Origin of the sequence: Pontibacter rugosus, from assembly GCF_042678745.1 — a bacterium.
Taxonomy (GTDB): domain Bacteria; phylum Bacteroidota; class Bacteroidia; order Cytophagales; family Hymenobacteraceae; genus Pontibacter; species Pontibacter rugosus.
Map to the genome: position 1 here is coordinate 1 of NZ_JBHTLD010000404.1, position 1,625 is coordinate 1,625.

At 43.4% G+C, this 1,625-nt stretch carries 1 protein-coding gene; it reads right to left on the reverse strand.

What is annotated here, in order from left to right; genetic code table 11:
* Window positions 1-103 precede the first annotated feature (103 nt).
* Window positions 104-1,555 (reverse strand): M48 family metalloprotease, encoded by a 1,452-nt coding sequence (locus ACFQ2O_RS21550; RefSeq protein ID WP_377532953.1) that lies wholly within the window; start codon window positions 1,553-1,555, stop codon window positions 104-106.
* Between the last annotated feature and the right edge of the window lie 70 nt (window positions 1,556-1,625).

A 1,625-nucleotide genomic window follows, 5' to 3' on the forward strand; every position in this document is an offset into this window, starting at 1 on the left:
GTTGAGTTAGAAAAGCTGCAAAATAATACTGATTTCTAATGCACTAAACAAAAACAAAAGGTGCCTCATTTAATGGAAGCACCTTTATCTAATAGATTAGCTGTTACTTTCCAATCACTTTAATCATAGTTCCTTTATCAATTCTATCGCTAAGCTGCATTCCGTTAAGTATAGCCAGTTCTTCTAAGCGTGCCTCCGGTACCTTATAGCTTTGCAACACCTGAAGCAGAGAAGATGACTGTGCCACTGTTTTTATCTGAATGCGCTCCGGCTGTCTGTTTAATTTTTCGGCTTCCGTTAAAGTACTGAAGTTTTGCATAGTGCTGCTGAACTGCGGCGCAACAGAATTAAAATTAGCTGTAGTTGTTACCCCCATCAGGTTATAGATATTGCCGTTATACTTGATCAGGTATATAAGTGTGCGAATTTCCTGTTGCTGTTGCTGCCCCTGCTGTTGCTTTAAATCAGCTATAATAGCCAAAGCTGGCAAAGAGTTTACCGTCACACTTTTAGACTCTACCGGCTGTAAATTATAGCCTTGTAACAACTGTTGTGCAGCAGCCTCCAGTGTTTCTCCCGGTACAAGGGTTAGCGACAGCATGGCGCTTCCATCCTTAGGAGCCATTTGAAACTGTTGCGGTGAGTTCATGTAATCCCATCCGTTTGGTATAGGAAACTTGAATTTAAGCTCAGGATGGTAAAACGTGTAATTTTCAACAAACCCCTGCCGCGGATCTTCTCCATAAACCAAGCCATCAATGCGTTTCAGGTAACTGTTTCGTTCTACCTGAGCATTCGTAAGGTTTAGCTTTTGCTTCCACTCAAAGGCCAGTTTATTTACAGTTTCAAAGCGATCAGCTGGGTTAGGGTGTGTTGATAAAAAGCCCGGTATAGCTTCGCCTCCTTTTTCCTGCTGCCGTTGCAGGGTTACAAAGAAATCAGCCATCTCTTCTGCATCATAACCAATCTTAGAAGAGTATTCGACACCTAACCTGTCAGACTCCCGCTCATCGTCCCGGCCAAATTTCAGAAATAGCAGCTGTAACCCTTGGGCGGCAGAGTTTCCTGCCTGAGCCACTGTAGGAGAGAGGATGGTTCCTAAAATCAGACCGCCCTGCGCTAAAGTAGACTTTGCTTGCTGCTGTGCGGAATGGCGTGCAGCAATATGGCCAATTTCATGTCCTAACACACCGGCAAACTGTGCTTCGTTATTAAAATGGGCCATGATACCACGGGTAAAGTATACATATCCGCCAGGAACAGCAAAAGCATTGATAACAGGCGAGTCAACTATTTTAAAGTGGTACTCTATGTTGCTACGATGTGATATAGCCGCCATTGCCTGCCCTTTGTTCTCTATAAAGCGTTGCAAAGCAGGATCCTGATACAAGCCAAACTGGGCTACAACGGCAGGGTCAGACTGTTGTCCTAAAGCGACTTCCTGCGCCTCAGACATTAAAATAAGGTCTCTCTTTCCCGTTACAGGGTTTGTAGCACAGGAATTAAAGAGCAGCACCAGCGCAGCAGAGAGACCAGTTATAGATAGTTTATTCATTATTAGGGTACAAGTTGATAGCTCTCCATACTTAAAATATTAGGAAAACATTATTTACTAATATAACGAT